3 protein-coding genes are annotated in these 21,181 nt (G+C 73.6%); all 3 read right to left on the bottom strand.

Annotation, left to right across the window (positions count from 1 at the left end; translation table 11 throughout):
• Positions 1–4: 4 nt before the first annotated feature.
• Positions 5–3,334 (bottom strand): amino acid adenylation domain-containing protein, encoded by a 3,330-nt coding sequence (locus VF632_RS05600; protein ID WP_331021874.1) that lies wholly within the window; start codon positions 3,332–3,334, stop codon positions 5–7.
• 46 nt (positions 3,335–3,380) lie between these two features.
• Positions 3,381–18,743 (bottom strand): non-ribosomal peptide synthase/polyketide synthase, encoded by a 15,363-nt coding sequence (locus tag VF632_RS05605; protein WP_331021877.1) that lies wholly within the window; start codon positions 18,741–18,743, stop codon positions 3,381–3,383.
• 100 nt (positions 18,744–18,843) lie between these two features.
• A partial coding sequence (locus VF632_RS05610) for an amino acid adenylation domain-containing protein (RefSeq protein ID WP_331021875.1) occupies positions 18,844–21,181 on the bottom strand: 2,338 nt, incomplete at its 5' end.

Genomic DNA, 21,181 nt, shown 5'->3' on the forward strand with positions numbered 1-21,181 from the left:
GTTCTCAGCCGGGCTCCCCCATAGCCGGCGCGGCCTCTACGCCCGGCTCGCGGAAGCGCTGCGCGAGCCGCGCGAGGGTTGCGGGGTCGAACCGGGCGAGCCGCAGGTCCAGTATCCGGTCGGCGAGCGCGGAAAGCACGGGCGCCTCGAACACGGCGGCCAGTGCAAGCTCCACGTCCATCGCCTGCCGCACCCGCGAGATCATCTGCACCGCCAGGAGCGAGTGTCCGCCCAGCAGGAAGAAGTCGTCCCCGCGCCCCACCCGCTCCGCGCCCAGCAGCTCGGCCCAGATCTCGGCGAGCGACTGCTCCACCTTCCCCACCGGCGCCTCGTACTCCCGCGCTCCATAGGCGTCGCCCTCCGGGGCGGGAAGCGCCCGGCGGTCGACCTTGCCGTTCGGCGTGAGCGGAAAGGCGTCCAGCCGCACGAACGCCGACGGCACCATGTACGCCGGCAGCGCCTGGCCCACGTGCGCACGCAGCGCTTCCGCTCCCGCCGTCTCCTCGCCCACCACGTACGCCACCAGCCGCCTGTCTCCCGACGCGTCCTCGCGCGCCAGGACGACGGCCTCGCGCACGCTCGGGTGCTCGGCCAGCCGCGCCTCGATCTCGCCCGGCTCGATGCGGAAGCCGCGGATCTTTACCTGGAAGTCGGTGCGCCCCAGGAACTCCAGCGTACCGTCCGCCCGCCAGCGGCCCAGGTCGCCGGTGCGGTACATCCGCGCGCCGCTTTCCACCGGGAACGGATCGGGGACGAAGCGCTCCGCCGTCAGCCCCGCGCGGCGCAGGTAGCCGCGCGCCACGCCGGCCCCGCCCACGTACAGCTCGCCCGCCACCCCCACGGGCGCCGGCTCGCCGCGCGCGTCCAGGACGTAGATCCTCGCGTTGGCGATGGGCCGGCCGATCGCGGGCGCGCGGCCGTCCACGCCGCACACGTGCGACGTCGAATCGATGGTCGCCTCGGTGGGGCCGTACAGGTTCACCACCTCGCCCGCGCCCGCGGCGCGCGCCTCCTCCACCAAAGCGGCCGGGAGCGGCTCGCCCCCGCAGAAGAGGACCCGGCAGGGGAGCGCGGAACCCGCGCCCAGGACGGCCTGGAGAAGGGTGGGGACGAACTGCGCGACGGTGACCCCGCCTTCCGCCATCACCCGCCCGATGGCCTCCGGGTCCTTCGCCGCGGCGGAGGAAAGGAGCAGCATCCGCGCGCCGGTGGCCAGCGGCGTCCACAGCTCCCACACCGACGCGTCGAACGAGACGGACGTGCGCTGCAGCACCGTGTCGCCCGCGCCGATGCCGAATGCCGCGGCCTGCCACGCGGTGTGGTTGACCAGGCTGCGGTGCTCCACCATCACGCCCTTGGGGCGCCCCGTGGAGCCGGAGGTGTAGATGATGTACGCCAGGTGGCCGGGGGTGAGCCCCGCGCAGGCGGGGTTCGTCTCCGGCCCCTGCGCCCACGCCGGGGCGGGGGCGTCGAGCTCCACCACCGGGACGTCCACCCCCGCGAAGGTGCCGGTCAGCGGCGACTGCGTCACGAGCACCGACGGCGCGCAGTCCTCCAGCATGGTGCGCAGCCGGCCGGCGGGGTACGCCGGGTCCAGCGGCACGTAGGCGCCGCCTGCCTTGAGAATGGCCAGCAGGCCGGCGATCATCTCCGGGCCGCGCTCCACGCAGATCGCCACGCGCACGTCCGGCCCCACGCCGAGGGTGCGGAGGTGGTGCGCCAGCCGGTTGGCACGCGCGTTCAGCTCGCCGTAGGTGAGCGGCTCATCCTCGAAGACCACCGCCACCGCGCCCGGCGTGCGCTCCGCCTGCGCCTCGAACAGCTCGTGGATGCACCGGTCCGCCGGAACCTCGGCCTCCGTGTGGTTCCACTCCTCCAGCACCCGCGCGCGCTCCTCCGCGGGGAGCAGCGCCACCCCGTCGACGGGCTGCGTGTCGTCGGCGACCATCTCCTCCAGCACGCGCCGCAGGTAGCCCACCCAGCGCTCCACGGTCGCGCGCTCGAACAGCGACGTGGCATACTCCAGGTCGCCGGCGATGCGGCCGTCATCCTCGCCCAGGGTCAGCAGCAGGTCGAACTTGGCGCTCACGCGCGGCGCCGAGGCCGCCGGGGCCACGGTGAGCCCCGGCAGCGCCAGTGCGCCCCCCGCCGCGCCCTGCCACGCGAACATCACCTGGAAGAGCGGGCTGTACGCCAGGCTGCGCGCGGGACGCAGGCGCTCCACCACCTGCTCGAACGGGATGTCCTGGTTCCGCTGCCCCTCCAGCGCGCGCGCCTTCACCTGCGCCAGCAGCCCGGCCAGGGTGGGGCGGGGGGCAAGGTCCACCCGCAGCGCCAGCGTGTTCACGAAGAAGCCGATCAGCTCCTCCACCTCGGGCCGCGTGCGGTTCGCCCACGGGGTGCCGACGACCACCTCGTCCTGGCCCGAGAGCCGGGCGAGCACCGTGGCCCAGCCGGCCAGCAGCGTCATGTACAGGGTGGTGCCATGGCGGTGGCTGAGCGCCGTGAGCCCCGCCGCCAGCTCCCCGTCCAGCTCCACGTGCACGGCCGCGCCCGCGTGGTCCTGCCGGGCGGGGCGCGGGTGGTCGGTCGGGAGATCCAGCAGCTCCGGCGCCCCGGCGAGCGCCTGCGTCCAGTACGCCGCCTGCGCATCCAGCACCTCGCCTTCCGCCCACTGCCGCTGCCATGCGGCGTAGTCGGCGTACTGCACCGGGAGGGCGGCGAGCGGATCGGGCTGCCCCTGGCTGAACGCCGTGTACAGCGTGCTCAGCTCCCGGTTGAACACCCCCATGCTCCACCCGTCGGCAACCACGTGGTGCATGGTCACCAGCAGCAGGTGGTCGTCATCCGCCAGGCGGACCAGGCGCGCGCGGACGAGCGGCCCCCGCTCCAGGTCGAAGGGCGCGTCCGCCTCCCTGTCCACCAGGCGCTCCACCTGGGCTTCGGCGTGCGGCTCGCCGCGCAGGTCGTGCTCCCCCAGGGCGAAGCCGCTCTCCTCCACGGGCAGAATGCGCTGCTCCGGCTCGCCGTCCACCAGCACGAACACCGTTCGCAGCGACTCGTGCCGCGCCACGATGCGCTCCAGGGCGCGCGCCAGCGCCGGGCGGTCCAGCGCCCCCCGCAGCCGCAGCTGCTCCGGGATGTGGTAGGTGCTCCCCAGTTCCCCCAGCTGCTCCAGGAACCAGAGCCGCTGCTGGGAAAAGGAGAGCGCCAGCCGCCCGCCGCGCTCCACCGGCACGATGGGAGAGCTCTTCGGCGCGGTGCGCTCCAGGCGGGCGGCGCGCGCCATCCTGAGGATTCGTTCGCGTTCGGCGGTCGACAGCGTCGGGTTCATCGGCTCTGAGGGCAGTTCGTTGTGGTGATGCGAAACGGCTGGCCGGTCATCCCACGTCGGCGGCGCGGGCCAGCGCGAGCAGCTCTTCGATCTGGTCCGGATCGAACTGGGCCAGCTGTGCGTCGAGGAGCTGCTGGGCCAGCAGGGAAAGCGCGGGCGTTTCGAAGACGTCGCTCACCGGGAGCTCCACGTCCATCTCCCGCCGGATCCGGAGCACGAGCCGGGTGGCCAGCAGGGAGTTCCCGCCCAGCTGGAAGAAGTCGTCGTGGCGGCCCACCCGCTCCACGCCCAGCAGCTCCGCCCAGATCTCCGCCAGCGCCTCCTCCGTCTCGCCGGCGGGCGCCTCGTACCCGCGCGCGGCGAACGCGTCGCTCCCCGGCGCGGGGAGCGCCCCGCGGTCGGTCTTCCCGTTCGGCGTGAGCGGATACGCCTCCATCCACACGTACGCCGCCGGCACCATGTGCTCAGGGAGGCGATTGGCGAGGTGCGCCTTCAGCGCCTCCACGGCGAGCGGCTCGTCCGCCAGGTAGTACGCCACCAGCCGCTTCTCGCCGGGCGCGTCCTCGCGCGCCAGGACCACCGGAGCGCGTACACCGGCGTGCTCCAGCAGCGCCGCCTCGATCTCGCCCGGCTCGATCCGGAAGCCGCGGATCTTCACCTGGAAGTCGGTGCGCCCCAGGAACTCCAGCGTCCCCGACTCGCTCCAGCGCACGCGGTCGCCGGTGCGGTAGAGTCGCGCACCGGGGAGATACGGGTCGGCCACGAACTTCTCCGCCGTCAGCTCCGGCCGGTTCAGGTAGCCCAGCGCCAGCCCCGCGCCGCCCGCGTACAGCTCGCCGGGCACCCCCGCGGGCGCCGGCCGCATCCCCGCGTCCAGCACGCGCACGTACGTGTTCGCGATCGGCCGGCCGACCGGGATGCCGGCGCCGTCCCGCGGCGCCCCGGCGATGCGGTGGCAGCAGGTGAAGGTGGTGTTTTCCGTGGGCCCGTAGCCGTTGATGAGCGCCGTCCCGGGGAGCTCCTCCAGCACGCGGCGCACGTGCGGGACGGAAAGCACGTCGCCGCCGGCGAGGAGCTGGCGCACGCCGCGCAGGATCTCGATGCCCTCCTCCACCACCAGGTGAAAGAGACCCGCCGTCAGCCAGAGGACGGTGACGCCGTGCTCCGCCAGCGCCCGCCCGATGCTTTCCACCGAGGGCTGCCCGGCGGGATGGATGGCCAGGCGGGCGCCGTTCAGCAGCGGCCCCCACAGCTCCAGCGTGGCCGCGTCGAACGAGGCGGGCGCCAGCTGCAGGAACACGTCGGAGGGGTCGATGGCAACGTAGTCCTGCCCGCGCACCAGGCGCACGATGGCCCGGTGCGGCACCTCCACGCCCTTGGGCCGGCCCGTGGAGCCGGAGGTGTACATCACGTACGCCGCCGCTTCCGGGTTCGTCCCCGCCGCCGGCGCGTCCGCCGGCTCCGCGGCGATCGCCCCCGCGTCCGCGTCTACCCGCACGATGCGCGCGGCGTGGGGCGGCAGGCGGTCCGCCAGCGACGACTCCGTCACCAGCACCGGCGCGGCGGTGTCGGCCAGCATGAAGGCCAGCCGCTCCGCCGGGTACGCCGGGTCCAGCGGCACGTACGCGCCACCCGCCTTCAGCGCGGCCAGCGTGGCGACGACCATCTCCGGTCCGCGCTCCAGGAACACGCCCACGCGCGTCCCCGCGGCCACGCCCGCACGGCGCAGGTGGTGGGCAAGGCGGTTGGCGCGGCCGTCCAGCTCCGCGTACGTCATCCGCCCGCCGTCCCACGCCAGCGCCACGGCCCCGGGCGCGGCGGCGGCGGCCTGCGCGAAGAGCGCATCCACCGTGGCGCGGGGGAACTCGGGCGCGGCGCCTTCGCCCATCGCGAGCAGGCGGGCGCGCTCCGCCTCGCCGAGCAGCTCCAGCCGGCCCACCGGCTTCGCGTCGTCCTCGGCCATCTCTTCCAGCACGCGGCGCAGGTAGCCGGCGTACCGCTCCACCGTCGCCCGTTCGAAGATCGACGTGGCGTACTCCACGCCGCCCGCGATGCGGCCGCCCTCCTCCCACAGCGACAGCAGCAGGTCGAACTTGGCGGTTACGTGCGGCGCGGCATCCGCGGGGGCCAGGACGAGGCCCGGCAGCTCCAGGCCGTCCCCCGGCGCGTTCTGCCAGGCAAACATCACCTGGAACAGCGGGGTGTGCGCCAGGCTGCGCGTGGGGCGAACGCGCTCCACCACCTGCTCGAAGGGGATGTCCTGGTTCCGCTGCCCCTCCAGCGCGCGCGTCTTCACCCGCTGGAGCAGTTCCCCCACCGTCGGCCCGTCCGAAAGGTCCACGCGAAGGGGGAGCGTGTTCACGAAGAAGCCGATCAGCTCCTCGACCTCTCGCCGCCCCCGGTTCGCCGACGGGGTGCCGATCACCACGTCGTCCTGGCCCGAGAGCCGGGCGAGCACCGCGGCCCAGCCGGCGAGCAGCGTCATGAACAGCGTCGCGCCGTGCCGCCGCGAGAGCGCCTTCAGCGCCGCGGCAAGCTCCTCGTGCAGCTCCACGTTCACCCAGCCGCCGGCGAAGTCCTGCTTCCGCGGCCGCGCGCGGTCGGTGGGCAGCTCCAGCAGCTCGGGGGCACCCGCCAGCGTGCGCTCCCAGTAGCTCGCCTGCCGCTCCAGCAGCTCGCCCCCGATCCACTCCCGCTCCCAGGCCGCGTAGTCCGCGTACTGCACCGGCAGCGCGGGAAGGTTCGCCTCCCTGCCCTGTACGTGGGCGGCGTAGAGCGCGCCGAGCTCGGCGAAGAGCACCCCCATCGACCAGCCGTCGCTGACGATGTGGTGCATCGTGACGAGCAGCAGGTGATCGTCGGCGGCCAGCCGGATGAGGCACCCGCGGATGAGCGGCCCGCGCTCGAGGTCGAAGGGCGCACGCGCCTCCTCGGACAGCACCCGTTGAAGCTCCGCCTCCGCGCCGGCCGCCCCGCCCAGGTCGTGTTCGGCCAGGGTGAACCCGTTCGCCTCCGCCGGCGCGATCCGCTGCTCGGGGACGCCGTCCACCTCCGCGAACGTGGTACGCAGCACCTCGTGGCGCGCGACGATCCCGTCCAGCGCGCGCGCGAGCGCGCCCCGGTCCAGCTCGCCCTTCAACCGCAGGCGAGAGGCGATGTGGTAGGTGCTGCCCAGCTCCCCCAGCTGCTCCATGACCCACAGCCGCTGCTGGGAGAACGAGAGGGGGATCGGCCCGGTCCGGTCCACGGGCGTGATCGCCGGCGCCTCTGCCCGCGCGGCCGCCGTCAGCCCGCGGGCGAAGTCCGCCAGCACCGGCCGGACGAAGAGGTCGCCGATCTCCGCCTGCACCCCCAGCACCTGCCGCACGCGGGAAACGACCCGCACCGCCAGCAGCGAGTGCCCGCCCAGCGCGAAGAAGTGGTCGCCGCGACCCACCCGCTCCACCCCCAGCAGCTCCGACCAGGTCGCGGCCAGCACGATTTCCGCCTCGCCCACGGGCTCCTCGTACGCACGCGCGGCGAACGCGTCCGCATCGGGAGCGGGGAGCGCGCGGCGGTCCAGCTTGCCGTTGGGGGTAACCGGAAACGCGTCCAGCCGCACGAACGCCGCGGGAACCATGTACTCCGGCAGCTGCGCGGACAGGTGCGCACGGAGGGCCTCGCTCTCCAGCGCCTCGCCCACCAGGTACCCCACCAGCCGCTTCCCGCCGGAGCCGTCGTCCAGCGCGAGCACCACCGCCTCGCGCACACCGGGGTGCGCGGCGAGCCGCGCCTCGATCTCGCCCAGCTCCACCCGAAAGCCCCGCACCTTCACCTGGAAGTCGGTGCGCCCCAGGTACTCCAGCGTTCCATCGGGGAGCCACCGGCACAGGTCGCCGCTGCGGTACATCCGCGCGCCCGGCTCGCCGAACGGGTCGGGTACGAACCGCTCCGCCGTCAGCCGCGGCCGGCCCAGGTACCCGCGCGCCACCGCCACGCCGCCGATGAACAGCTCGCCGGCCACCCCCACGGGCACCGGCTCGCCCGTGCGGTCCAGGACGTAGACCGTGGAATTGTGGATCGCCCGGCCGATGGAAACGCGCTCCGCGCCGGGGACGCACGCCCACTCGGTCACTTCGCCGGATTCCGTCGGCCCGTACTGGTTGGTGAGCTCCACGCCCGGGAGCCGCTCGTGGAAGTGGCGGACGAGCGCGGCCGAGACCGCTTCGCCGCTCACGGGGACGCGCAGCAGCCCCGTGCACTTCGCCGCGTCCGGGTGCTCCAGGAAGAGCTGGAGCATCGAGGGGACGAAGTGCGCGTGGGTGATCCCCTCACGGCGGATCGTCTCGATCAGGTAGGCGGGGTCGCGGTGGCCGTCCGGGCGCGCCATCACCAGCCGGGCGCCCACCATCAGCGGCCAGAAGAACTCACAGAACGAGACGTCGAAGGAGAACGGCGTCTTCTGCAGCAGCACCTCGTCCGGCGTCATCGCGTAGCGATCCTGCATCCACGCCAGCCGGTTGACCAGGCTACCGTGCTCCAGCATCACCCCCTTGGGGCGCCCGGTGGAGCCCGAGGTGAACAGCACGTGCGCCAGGCTGCCCGGCCCCACGCCCTCGCGCTCCGGATTCGTTTCCGGGTACGCCGCCCATGCCGCGTCGGTAAGATCGAGCACCGGGATGGCGAACCCCGCCGACAGCGCGGCGGCGGTGCCGGCCAGCGGTGGGTGCGTCAGGAGGACGGCCGGGGCGCTGTCCTCGAGCATGTAGCGCAGCCGGTCCACGGGATAGCTGGAATCCAGCGGCACGTAGGCGCCGCCGGCCTTGAGGATGGCCAGCAGCCCCACCACCATCTCCACGCTGCGCTCCACGCAGATCCCCACCCGCGCGCCGGAGCCCACGCCGACCGCGCGGAGGTGGTGGGCCAGCCGGTTGGCCCGCGCGTTCAGCTCGGCGTACGTCACGTGCTGGTCCTCGAACACCACCGCCACCGCGCCCGGCGTGCGCTTCACCTGGGCTTCGACGAGCTCGTGGACGCAGGTTTCGCGCGGGTACTCCCGCCGCGTGTCGTTGAACTCCCGCAGCACCAGGTCACGCTCGGCTTCGGCGAGCATCGGCAGACGGTCGACGCCCAGGCCGTCGTCCGCGGCCATCGCCTCCAGCATCCGGCGCAGGTAGCCCAGCCAGCGCTCCACCGCTTCCCGCTCGAACAGGGCAGTGGCGTACTCCACCTCTCCGGTGATCCGGCCGTCGTCCTCCGACAGCGACAGCAGCAGGTCGAACATGGCGGTTACGCGCGGCGCGGCGTCCGCGGGGGCCAAGCTCAGTCCCGGCAGCTCCGGGGGGCTCGCGGGTGCGTTCTGCCAGGCGAACATCACCTGGAAGACCGGGCTGTGCGCCAGGCTCCGCGCCGGCTGCACCAGCTCCACCACCTGCTCGAAGGGGATGTCCTGGTTCTGCTGCGCTTCCAGCGCGCGCGCCTTCACGCGCCCCAGCGCCTCCGACACCGTCGGCGCGCCGGAAAGGTCCACCCGCACCGGCAAGGTGTTCACGAAGAAGCCGATCAGCCCCTCGATCTCGCTGCGTCCGCGGTTGGCGCTGGGTGTGCCGACGACGACCTCGTCCTGTCCCGAGAGGCGGGCGAGCACGGCCGCCCATCCGGCGAGCAGCGTCATGTACAGGGTGGTGCCGTGCCGCTGCCCCAGCGCCTTGAGCGCCCCGGTGAGCGCCTCGTCCAGCTCCACGTTCAGCGTCGCGCCCGCGAAATCCTGCCGCGCCGGGCGTGGATGGTCGGCCGGAAGCTCCAGCAGGTCGGGGGCACCCGCGAGCGTCTCGCGCCAGTAGTCCGCCTGCCGCCGCAGGACCTCGCCCTCTACCCAGCGGCGGTGCCACGCCACGTAGTCGGCGTACTGCACCGGCAGCGGCGGGAGCGGATCGGGCTCGCCGCACGCGAAGGCGGCGTACAGCGCGCCCAGCTCGCGGTGCAGCACGCCCATCGACCAGCCGTCGGAGACGATGTGGTGCATCGTCAGCAGCAGCACGTGGTCGTCCGACGCCATGCGCACCAGCCGCCCGCGGACCAGCGGCCCGCGCGCCAGGTCGAAGGGCGCGCCCGCCTCGTCCGATACCAGGCGGCGAAGCTCGTCCTCCGCGTCCGCCAGGGCATGGAGATCGTGCTCCACCAGCCCGAACGCGCTCTCCTCGACCGGGGCGATGCGCTGGACCGGCTCGCCGTCCACCGCCGCGAAGGTGGTGCGCAGCGCCTCGTGCCGCGCGACGATGCGATCCAGCGCCCGCACCAGCGCGCCGCGGTCCAGCTCGCCCCGCAGCCGCAGCCCCGTGGGAATGTGATAGGTGCTGCCCAGGTTCCCCAGCTGCTCCAGGAACCACAGCCCCCGCTGCGCGAACGAGAGCGGGAGCGGGCCGGAGCGCTCCACCGGCGCGATCGGCGCCGCATCGGCACGCGCGGCGGCTTCGAGCCCGCGTGCAAACTCCGCCAGTACGGGCCGCTCGAACAGGTCGCGCGGCACGGCCTCCACCCCCAGCGCCTGCCGGACGCGCGAGACGACGCGCGCCGCGAGCAGCGAGTGCCCGCCCCGCTCGAAGAAGTGGTCGCGCCGGCCCACGCGCTCCGCGCCCAGCAGCTCCGCCCAGATCGCCGCGACCGCCTCCTCCGCCTCGCCCACCGGCGCCTCGTACCCACGCGCGGAGAACGCATCGCCCTCCGGCGCGGGGAGCGCCTTGCGGTCTACCTTGCCATTCGGCGTGAGCGGATACGCCTCCATCCACACGTACGCCGCCGGCACCATGTACGCCGGCAGCCGGTTCGCGAGATACGACTTCAGCGCGTCCACGGCGACCGGCTCGTCCGCCAGGTAGTACGCGGCCAGCCGCCGGTCGCCCGGCGCGTCCTCGCGCGCCAGGACGAGCGCGTCGCGCACCGCATCGTGGCCCTGGAGCGCCGCCTCGATCTCGCCCGGCTCGATGCGGAAGCCGCGGACCTTCACCTGGAAGTCGGTGCGCCCCAGGAACTCCAGCGTACCGTCCACCCGCCAGCGGCCCAGGTCGCCGGTGCGGTACATCCGCGCGCCGCCGTCCACGGAGAACGGATCCGGGACGAACTTCTCGGCCGTCAGCCCCGGCCGCCCCAGGTAGCCGCGCGATACGCCAGCCCCGCCCACGTACAGCTCGCCCGCCACCCCCGCGGGCGCCGGCTCTCCGCGCGCGTCCAGGACGTACGTCCGCGCGTTGGCGATGGGCCGGCCGATGGCGGGTGCACGGCCGTCCACGCCGCACACGTGCGAGGTCGAATCGATGGTCGCCTCGGTGGGCCCGTACAGGTTCACCACCTCGCCCGCGCCCGCCGCGCGCGCCTCCGCCACCAGCGCGGCCGAAAGCGGCTCGCCTCCGCAGAAGAGGACCCGGCAGGGGAGCGAGCCGCCTGCCGGAAGGGCGCCGAGGACCGCCTGGAGAAGGGTCGGGACGAACTGCGCGACGGTCGCCCCGCCCTCTTCGACGGCACGCCCGATGGCGCCCGGGTCCTTCGCCGCGGCGGAGGAAAGGAGCAGCATCCGCGCGCCGGTGGCCAGCGGCGTCCACAGCTCCCACACCGACGCATCGAACGAGACGGACGTGCGCTGCAGCACCGTGTCGCCCGCGCCGATGCCGAACGCCGCGGCCTGCCACGCGGTGTGGTTGACCAGGCTGCGGTGCTCCACCATCACCCCCTTGGGGCGTCCCGTGGAACCGGATGTGTAGATGACGTACGCCAGGTGGCCGGGCGTGAGCCCCGCACACGCGGGGTTCGTCTCCGACCCCCGCGCCCACGCCGGGGAGGGGGCGTCGAGCTCCACCACCGGCACGTCCACCCCCGCGAACGTGCCGGCCAGCGCCGACTGCGTGACGAGCGCCGCCGGCGCGCTGTCCTCCAGCATGGTGCGCAGCCGGCCGGCGGGGTACGCCGGGTCCAGCGGCACGTAGGCGCCGCCCGCCTTGAGAATGGCCAGCAGGCCGGCGACCATCTCCGGGCCGCGCTCCACGCAGATCGCCACGCGCGCGTCCGGCCCCACGCCGAGCGCGCGGAGGTGGTGCGCCAGCCGGTTGGCCCGCGCGTTCAGCTCGGCGTACGTCACGTGCTGGTCCTCGAACACCACCGCCACCGCGCCCGGGGTGCGCGCCACCTGGGCTTCGACGAGCTCGTGGACGCAAGCCTCGCGCGGGTACGCGGCTTCCGTCGCGTTCCACTCCCGCAGCACCAGGGCGCGCTCGGCTTCGGCGAGCATCGGAAGCCGGTCGATGTCCCGGCCGTCGTCCGCGGCCATCGCCTCCAGCACGCGGCGCAGGTAGCCCAGCCAGCGCTCCACCGTCGCCTGTTCGAACAGCGCGGTGGCGTACTCCACCTCACCGGTGATCCGGCCGTCCTCCTCCGACAGCGACAGCAGCAGGTCGAACTTGGCGGTTACGCGCGGCGCGGCGTCCGCGGGAGCAAGGCTCAGCCGCGGCAGCTCAAGGGGGCTCGCGGGTGCGTTCTGCCACGCGAGCATCACCTGGAAGAGCGGGCTGTGCGCAAGGCTCCGCGCCGGCCGCACCCGCTCCACCACCTTCTCGAACGGGATGTCCTGGTTCTGCTGCGCTTCCAGCGCGCGCGCCTTCACGCGCCCCAGCGCCTCCGCCACGGTCGGCGCGCCGGAAAGGTCCACCCGCACCGGCAGGGTGTTGATGAAGAAGCCGATCAGCCCCTCGATCTCGCTCCGCAGGCGGTTGGCGGTCGGTGTGCCGACGACGACCTCGTCCTGCCCCGAGAGCCGCGCGAGCACGGCCGCCCACCCGGCCAGCAGCGTCATGTACAGGGTGGCGCCGTGCCGCTGCCCCAGCGCCTTGAGCGCCGCGGTCAGCGCCTCGTCCAGCTCCACGTTCAGTGTCGCGCCGGCGAAGTTCTGCTTTGCCGGGCGCGGGTGGTCCGTAGGCAGCTCCAGCAGCTCCGGCGCACCGGCCAGCGTCTGCGTCCAGTACTCCGCCTGCGCCTCCACGGCGGGCCCTTCCACCCAGCGGCGGTGCCACGCGGCGTAGTCGGCGTACTGCACCCGCAGCGGCGGGAGCGGATCGGGCTCGCCGCACGCGAAGGCGGCGTACAGCGCGCCCAGCTCGCGGTGCAGCACGCCCATCGACCAGCCGTCGGAGACGATGTGGTGCATCGTCAGCAGCAGCACGTGGTCGTCCGCCGCCATGCGCACCAGCCGCCCGCGGACCAGCGGCCCGCGCGCAAGGTCGAAGGGCGCACCCGCCTCGTCCGATACCAGCCGGCGAAGCTCGTCCTCCGCCTCCGCCAAGGCATGGAGGTCGTGCTCCACCAGCGGGAACGCGCTCTCCCCGGCCGGGGCGATGTGCTGGACCGGCTCGCCATCCACCGCCGGGAAGGTGGTGCGCAGCGCCTCGTGCCGCGCGACGATGCGGCCCAGCGACCGCACCAGCGCACCGCGGTCCAGCTCGCCCCGCAGCCGCAGGTGCATGGGGATGTGGTACGTGCTGCCCAGGTCCCCCAGCTGCTCCATGACCCACAGCCGCTGCTGGGCGAACGAGAGGGGGATCGGTGCGGTCCGGTCCATGGGCGTGATCGCCGGGGCTTCGGCCCGCGCGGCCGCCGCCAGCCCGCGCGCGAAGTCCGCCAGCACCGGCCGGACGAAGAGGTCGCCGATCTCCGCCTGCACCCCCAGCGCCTGCCGCACGCGGGAAACGACCCGCACCGCCAGCAGCGAGTGCCCGCCCAGCGCGAAGAAGTCGTCGCCGCGCCCCACCCGCTCCACCCCCAGCAGCTCCGACCAGGTCGCGGCCAGCACGATTTCCGCCTCGCCCACGGGCTCCTCGTACGCACGCGCGGCGAACGCGTCCGCATCGGGAGCGGGAAGCGCGCGGCGGTCCAGCTTGCCGTTGGGGGTAACCGGAAACGCGTCCAGCCGCACGAACGCCGCGGGAACCATGTACTCCGGCAGCTGCGCGGACAGGTGCGCACGGAGCGCCTCGCTCTCCAGCGCCTCGCCCACGAGGTACCCCACCAGCCGCTTCCCGCCGGAGCCGTCGTCCAGCGCGAGCACCACCGCCTCGCGCACGCCGGCGTGCTCAGCGAGCCGCGCCTCGATCTCGCCCAGCTCCACCCGGAAGCCCCGCACCTTCACCTGGAAGTCGGTCCGCCCCAGGTACTCCAGCGTTCCATCGGGGAGCCACCGGCACAGGTCGCCGCTGCGGTACATCCGCGCGCCCGGCTCGCCGAAGGGGTCGGGTACGAACCGCTCCGCCGTCAGCCGCGGCCGGCCCAGGTACCCGCGCGCCACCGCCACGCCGCCGATGAACAGCTCGCCGGCCACCCCCACGGGCACCGGCTCGCCCGTGCGGTCCAGCACGTAGACCGTGGAATTGTGGATCGCCCGGCCGATGGAAACGCGCTCCGCGCCGGGGGCGCACTCCCACTCGGTTACCTCGCCGGATTCCGTCGGCCCGTACTGGTTGTACAGCCCCACGCCGGGAAGCCGCTCGTGGAACTGCCGCACCAGCGCCGCGCTGACGGCCTCGCCGCTCACAGGCACGCGCAGCAGCCCCGTGCAGCGCCCGGCGTCCGGGTGCTCCAGGAAGAGCTGCAGCATGGAGGGGACGAAGTGCGCCACGGTGATCCCCTCGCGGCGGATGACCTCCGCCAGGTACGCCGGGTCGCGGTGGCCGCCTGGGCGCGCCATCACCAGCCGGGCACCCACCATCAGCGGCCAGAAGAACTCCCAGAACGAGACGTCGAACGAGAACGGCGTCTTCTGCAGCAGCGCCTCGTGCGCCTCCATCCCGTAGCGGTCCTGCATCCACGCCAGCCGGTTGACGAGGCTGCCGTGCTCCAGCATCACCCCCTTGGGGCGCCCGGTGGAGCCCGAGGTGAACAGCACGTGCGCCAGGTTGCCCGGCCCCACGCCCTCGCGCTCCGGATTCGTTTCCGGGTACGCCGCCCACGCGGCGTCGGTAAGATCGAGCACCGGGATGGCGAACCCTGCCGACAGCGCGGCGGCGGTGGCAGCCAGCGGCGGGTGCGTCAGGAGGACGGCCGGGGCGCTGTCCTCGAGCATGTAGCGCAGCCGGTCCACGGGATAGCTGGAATCCAGCGGCACGTAGGCGCCGCCGGCCTTGAGGATGCCCAGCAGCCCCACAACCATCTCCACGCTGCGCTCCACGCAGATCCCCACCCGCGCGTCGGGGCCCACGCCGAGCCCGCGGAGGTGGTGGGCCAGCCGGTTGGCCCGCGCATTCAGCTCGGCGTACGTCACCCGCTCGCCTTCGAACATCACCGCCACCGCGCCCGGGGTGCGCTTCACCTGGGGTTCGACGAGCTCGTGGACGCACGCCTCGCGCGGGTACTCCCGCCGCGTGTCGTTGAACTCCCGCAGTACCAGGGCGCGCTCGGCTTCGGCGAGCATCGGCAGACGGTCGATGCCCAGGCCGTCATCCGCGGCCATCGCCTCCAGCACGCGGCGCAGGTAGCCCAGCCAGCGCTCCACCGTTTCCCGCTCGAACAGGGCAGTGGCGTACTCCACCTCACCGGTGATCCGGCCGTCGTCCTCCGACAGCGACAGCAGCAGGTCGAACATGGCGGTGACGCGCGGCGCGGCGTCCGCGGGGGCCAGGCTCAATCCCGGCAGCTCCGGGGGGCTCGCGGGTGCGTTCTGCCAAGCGAACATCACCTGAAAGAGCGGGCTGTGCGCCAGACTGCGCGCCGGCTGCACCAGTTCCACCACCTGCTCGAAGGGGATGTCCTGGTTCTGCTGCGCCTCCAGCGCGCGCGCCTTTACGCGATCGAGCAGCTCCCCCACGCGCGGTCCATCCGACAGGTCGATCCGGACGGGCAGCGTGTTGACGAAGAAGCCGATCAGCTCCTCCACCTCGGCCCGGCCACGATTCGCGGATGGTGTGCCGATCACCACCTCGTCCTGCCCCGAGAGCCGGGCGAGCACGGCGGCCCATCCGGCCAGCAGCGTCATGTACAGGGTGGTGCCGTGCCGCTGCCCCTGCGCCTTGAGCGCCGCGGTCAGCGCTTCGTCCAGCTCCACGTTCAGCGTCGCGCCGGCGAAATCCTGCCGCGCCGGGCGGGGATGGTCGGCCGGAAGCTCCAGCAGGTCGGGGGCACCCGCGAGCGTCCCGCGCCAGTAGTCCGCCTGCCGCCGCAGGACCTCGCCCTCTACCCAGCGGCGGTGCCACGCGGCGTAGTCGGCGTACTGCACCGGCAGCGGCGGGAGCGGATCGGGCTCGCCGCGCGCGAAGGCGGCGTACAGCGCGCCCAGCTCGCGGTGCAGCACGCCCATCGACCAGCCGTCGGAGACGATGTGGTGCATCGTCAGCAGCAGCACGTGATCGTCCGCCGCCATGCGCACCAGCCGCCCGCGGACCAGCGGCCCGCGTGCCAGGTCGAAGGGCGCGCCCGCCTCGTCAGCCGCCAGGCGCCGCAGCTCGTCCTCCGCGTCCGCCAGGGCACTGAGGTCGTGCTCCACCAGCCCGAACGCGCTCTCCTCCGCGGGCGTGATGCGCTGGACCGGCTCGCCGTCCGCGGCCACGAAGGTGGTGCGCAGCGCCTCGTGCCGCGCGACGATGCGGTCCAGCGCCCGCGCCAGCGCGCCGCGGTCCAGCTCGCCCCGCAGCCGCAGCCCCGTGGGAATGTGGTAGGTGCTGCCCAGGTTCCCCAGCTGCTCCAGGAACCACAGCCCCCGCTGCGCGAACGAGAGCGGGAGCGGGCCGGAGCGCTCCACCGGCGCGATCGGCGCCGCCTCGGCACGCCCGGCGGCTTCGAGCCCGCGTGCAAACTCAGCCAGCACCGGCCGCTCGAACAGGTCGCGCGGCACGGCCTCCACCCCCAGCGCCTGCCGGACGCGCGAGACGACGCGCGCCGCGAGCAGCGAGTGCCCGCCCCGCTCGAAGAAGTGGTCGCGCCGGCCCACGCGCTCCACCCCCAGCAGCTCCGCCCAGATCGCCGCGACCGCCTCCTCCGCCTCGCCCACCGGCGCCTCGTACCCACGCGCGGAGAACGCATCGCCCCCGAGCGCGGGGAGCGCCCTGCGGTCCACCTTGCCGTTCGGCGTGAGCGGAAGCGCGTCCAGGCGCACGTACGCCGCCGGGACCATGTATTCGGGGAGGCGTTCCGAGAGATGCGCCCGCAGCACCTCCGCTCCGGCCGTCTCGTCGCCCGCAAGGTACGCCACCAGCCGCTTCTCGCCCGGCGCGTCCTCGCGAACCAGCACCACCGCCTCCCGGACGCCGGCGTGCTCCACGAGCCGCGCCTCGATCTCACCCGGCTCGATGCGGAAGCCGCGCACCTTGATCTGCGCGTCCACCCGCCCCACGAACTCCAGCTCGCCCCCGGCCGACCACCGCACCCGGTCGCCCGTGCGGTACAGCCGGGCACCGCCTTCCACGGAGAACGGATCCGGGACGAACTTCTCCGCCGTGAGCCCCGGCCGGCCCAGGTAGCCACGCGCCACCCCCACGCCCCCCACGTACAGCTCGCCGGGGACGCCGACCGGCGCCGGCCCACCGGCCGCGTTCAGCACGTACACCCGCACGTTCTCCAGCGGCCGGCCGATCGCCGGCGCACGCCCGTCCGCCTCGCAATGGGCGGAAGCTGCGCAGACCGTGGTCTCCGTCGGCCCATAGGCGTTCACGAAGGCACGGCCTCCGCTCCACCGCTCCACCGTCGCGGCGTCCACCGCCTCCCCCGCGCTCACCACCGTGCGCAGCTCCGGCAGGTCGTCCGGCGCAAGGATGGCCAGCACCGACGGCGGCAGGGTGGTCACCGTGACCCGCCCGCGCCGCAGCGTCTCCAGCAGCTCCGCACCGGGGATGAGCGCCTCGCGCGGTGCCATCACCAGCGTGGCCCCGGCCAGCAGCGTGTCGAACACCTCCGACACCGCCGCGTCGAAGGAGAACGAGGCGAACTGCAGCACGCGGCTGGTCCCGTCGATGCCGAAGCGGCGGGCCTGCGCGTACGCCAGGTTGGGAACGCCCCGGTGCGGCACCATCACCCCCTTGGGCGTCCCGGTGCTCCCGGAGGTGTAGATCACGTACGCCAGGTGGTCGGGCGAGACGACGCTCTTCAGGTTCTCCGCGGACTCCGCCGCGATCCGCGCCCCGTCCCCGTCCACGCTCACCACCGCGACACCGTCGCCGGCGGGGAGGCCCGCGCGCAGCGACTCCTGCGTCACCAGCACGGGCACGGCTGCGTCGGCCAGCACGAACGCCAGCCGCTCCGCGGGATAGGCAGGGTCCAGCGGAACGTACGCGCCGCCCGCCTTCAGCACGGCCAGGACGGAGACGACCATCTCCGTCCCCCGCTCCAGGCAGATCCCCACCCGCACCTCGGGCCCGACGCCGAGTCCGGCCAGGTGGTGCGCCAGCCGGTTCGCCCGCTCGTTCAACGCGCCGTAGCTCAGCGTCTCGTCTTCCCAGGCGACCGCCACCGCAGTGGGCGCGCGCGCCGCCTGGGCTTCGAAGAGCTCGTGGACGCACGCGCCATCGGCGAACGCGGCGTCGGTGGCGTTCCACTCCTCCACCACCCGGCGCCGCTCGGCCGCGGAGAGCAGTTCCAGCCGCTCCACGCTCCCCCGCTCGTCCGCCACCATCCCTTCCAGCACCCGCCGCAGGTAGCCGACCCAGCGCTCCACCGTCGCCCGTTCGAAGAGCGCCGTCGCATACGTCATGCTGCCGGCGATCCGCCCCTCGCTTTCGCCCAGCACGAGGGAGAGGTCGAACTTCGCCGATACGTGCGGGGATTCCGGGCTCGCACCCTCCACGTCACCGGCGAGGCCGCCGCCCCCTTCTGCCGCGGGAAGCGACAGCCCGTCTCCCGCAGGCGTGTTCCGCCACACGAACGTCGCCTGGAAGAGCGGGTGGTGCGACGGGCCGCGCGCCGGTTGGACGAGCTCCACCACCTGCTCGAAGGGGACGTCCTGGTGGTGCTGCGCCCCGAGCACCCGCTCCTTCACCCGCTGCAGCAGCTCCGCGACGGTGGGCGCGCCGGAGAGGTCGGCGCGGATCGGCAGGGGGTTGGCGGCGAAGCCGATCCGCCCGTCGCTTTCCCCGCGCCCGCGGCCCGCCGCCTGCGTACCGATCACCACCTCCGCCTGCCCCGAAAGCCGGCTCAGCACCACCGCCCACCCGGCCAGGAGCGTCATGGAGAGCGTGGCCCCATGCCGCTGCGACAATGCTTCGAGCCCCGCGCTCAGCTCCTCGTCCAGCTCCACCTCTATGCTGGCGCCCGCGGAGTCCTGCCGCGCCGAACGCGCATGGTCGGTGGGCAGCTCCAGCAGCCCGGGAGCATCGGAGAGCGTCGTCTGCCAGTACTCCGCCGCGGCCTGCATCGGGGCGATGGCCTGGGGGAGCGCCACGCGCCCAGCGGTCGAAGGGTTCAGCATGTTCACGGACAACTGCCTGGGTTGCGGGGGTGCGAGCGAGGTTGCGTCGCACCTCCCGAATGGCTGAGCGGACAGGGCCGGCCGAGCCGGGCGAACGTTCTCAGCCGGGCTCGCGAACGAGCTGCGCGAGCCGTGCAAGGGTTTCGGGATCGAACCGGGCGAGCCGCAGCTCCAGGATCCGTTCGGCGAGCCCCGCGAGCACGGGCTTTTCGAACACGGCGGCCAGTTCGAGCTCCAGGTCCATCTCCTGCCGCACCCGCGAGACCACCTGCAACGCCAGCAGGGAGTGTCCGCCCAACTCGAAGAAGTGGTCCCACCGGCTCACCTGCTCCACTTTCAGCAGGTCCGTCCAGATCTCCGCGAGAGCCACCTCGATCTTCCCCACCGGCGCCTCGTACTCCCGCGACGCATACGCGTCTCCCTCCGGGGCCGGCAGCGCCTTGCGGTCCAGCTTGCCATTCGGCGTGAGCGGCAGCGCGTCCAGCCGCACGTACGCGGCGGGGATCATGTACTCCGGGAGCACGGTGGAGAGGTGCGCCCGCAGCTCCTCCGCGTCCGCGTCGCCCACCACATACGCCACCAGCCGCACGTCACCCGGCACGTCCTCGCGCGCCATCACCGCTGCCTCACGCACGTCAGCGTGCTCGGCCAGCCGCGCCTCGATCTCGCCCAACTCTATGCGGAAGCCGCGCACCTTCACCTGGAAGTCGGTGCGGCCCAGGAACTCCATCGTTCCGTCCGGCCGCCACCGCGCCAGGTCGCCCGTACGGTACAGCCGGCTCCCCGGCTCTCCGCCGAAGGGATCGGCGACAAAACGCTCCGCCGTCTGCTCCGGGCGCCCCAGGTAGCCGCGGACGACTCCCGCGCCCCCGATGTACAGCTCGCCCGCCACTCCCACCGGCACCGGCTCGCCCACCGCGTCCAGCACGTAGACGCGCGTGTTCGCCACCGGCCGCCCGATCGGCACCTGCCCGCCGACTAAATCGCCACGGACCGGCTGGGACGTCGACCAGATGGTCGTCTCAGTGGGCCCGTACACGTTCCAGAGCCCACCGACACGGCTCCGCAGGGCCGACGCGAGATCCGCCGGAAGCGCTTCGCCACCGCAGAGCGCGCGCATCTCCGGCGCGCCTTCCCACTGCGCGCTCACCAGCATCCGCCAGGTGGCGGGCGTCGCCTGCATCACCGTGGGCGCGTACGCCCGGATCGCCTCCGCCAGCGCCGCCGGGTCGGCGGCCCGCTCCCGCGGCAGCACGATGGTCGCCGCGCCGTGCAGAAGGGGAAGGAACATCTCCAGCACGGAGATGTCGAAGGCGTACGTGGTCACCGCCAGCAGGCGATCCGCCGGCTCCATCCCCACGGTTTCGCGCATCGAGCGGAGAAGGTTGACCACGCCGCGATGCGGAACGGCGACTCCCTTGGGGCGGCCGGTGCTTCCGGAGGTGTAGATCACGTACGCCAGGTGCGCCGGCGTCAGTCCCTCCATCGCCGGGTCCGTCGCGGGCTGGTCGGCCCACTCCGGCCTGCCGGCGCCGATCTCCAGCACCGGCACGCCCGTGTTCTCGAACCGATCCCGGAAGTGCTTCTGCGTGAGCACCGCCGCGGGCGCGCTGTCCGCCAGCATGTACTCCAGCCGTTCGGCCGGGTGGCCCGGGTCCAGCGGCACGTATGCCCCGCCCGCCTTCATCACGGCCAGCAGCGCGACGACCATCTCCGCGCTCCGCTCAACGCAGACCGCCACCCGTGCGTCGGGACCCACGCCCAGCGAGCGGAGGTGGTGCGCCAGCCGGTTCGCCCGTGCGTTCAGCTCCGCGTAGGTGAGCGAGTGATCCTCGAAGACCACCGCCTCCGCGTTGGGCGTGCGCTCCGCCTGCGCCTGGAAGATCTCGTGGATGCACGACTCGGCCGGGTACTCCGCCGCCGTACGGTTCCACTCCTCCACCACCTGCCGGCGCTCGTGTTCAGGCAGCAGCGCCAGCCGATCCACCGGCTGCCGCTCGTCCGCCACCATCGCCTCCAGCACGTGGCGGAGGTAGCCGACGTGCCGCTCCACCGTCGCCTGATCGAAGAGCGAGGTGGCGTACGTCACGCCTCCCACGATGCGCCCGCCCTGCTCCGACAAGTCCAGCGACAGGTCGAACCTCGCCGCCGCTTCCGACGCCGAGCCCGAGGCCGATCCCGCCGGTCCCGCCGATCCCACGCCGCCCAGTCTGAGGCCGGGGAGTTCGACCCGGCCATCCGACGTGTTCTGCCACCCGAGCATCACCTGGACGAGTGGCTCGTGCGCCAGGCTGCGCACCGGCTGCACCACCTCCACCACCTGCTCGAAGGGGATGTCCTGGTTCTGCTGCGCGCCCAGCGCCCGCTCCCGTACGTGCGCCAGCAGTTCCGCCACGGTGGGCGAGCCCGCGAGATCCACGCGCAGCGCCAGCGTGTTC

It is taken from the genome of Longimicrobium sp. (genome assembly GCF_036388275.1).
Classification (GTDB): Bacteria; Gemmatimonadota; Gemmatimonadetes; order Longimicrobiales; family Longimicrobiaceae; genus Longimicrobium.